The sequence below is a fragment of the Carboxydothermus islandicus genome, assembly GCF_001950325.1.
Taxonomy (GTDB): Bacteria; Bacillota; Z-2901; order Carboxydothermales; family Carboxydothermaceae; genus Carboxydothermus; species Carboxydothermus islandicus.
Map to the genome: position 1 here is coordinate 1 of NZ_BDJL01000113.1, position 389 is coordinate 389.

A 389-nucleotide genomic window follows, 5' to 3' on the forward strand; every position below is an offset into this window, starting at 1 on the left:
GCCGAAGTACTGGCGAAAGTGCTGCAGCAAATGGAATACGACCTTATCTTAGCCGGCTGGCGGGCCATTGACGACAGTTCCGCCCAGGTGGGGGTGCGGGTAGCCGAGATTTTAGGTTTACCCCAAATTAACCTTGTTACCAAGCTTGAAGTCGAGGAAGGCAAGATTACCGGTCACCGGGAAATCGAAGGTGGCACCGAGGTGGTTGAAGTACCCCTGCCGGCCCTTGTCACCGCCCAGCGGGGGTTAAATGAACCGCGGTATCCTTCCATGAAAGGCATCATGCAGGCCAAGAAAAAAGAGTTAAAGGTCATAAACGCTGCGGACCTCGGGGTAAATGCCGCACCCAAAGTAGAGATAAAAGAAATCTTTCTTCCCAAAGGCAAGCA

General features: G+C 53.0%; 1 protein-coding gene. It reads left to right on the plus strand.

The annotated features are described in order from the left end of the window. The coding region (locus ciss_RS09715; protein WP_439951278.1) for an electron transfer flavoprotein subunit beta/FixA family protein at positions 1-389 on the plus strand (389 nt) is incomplete at both ends.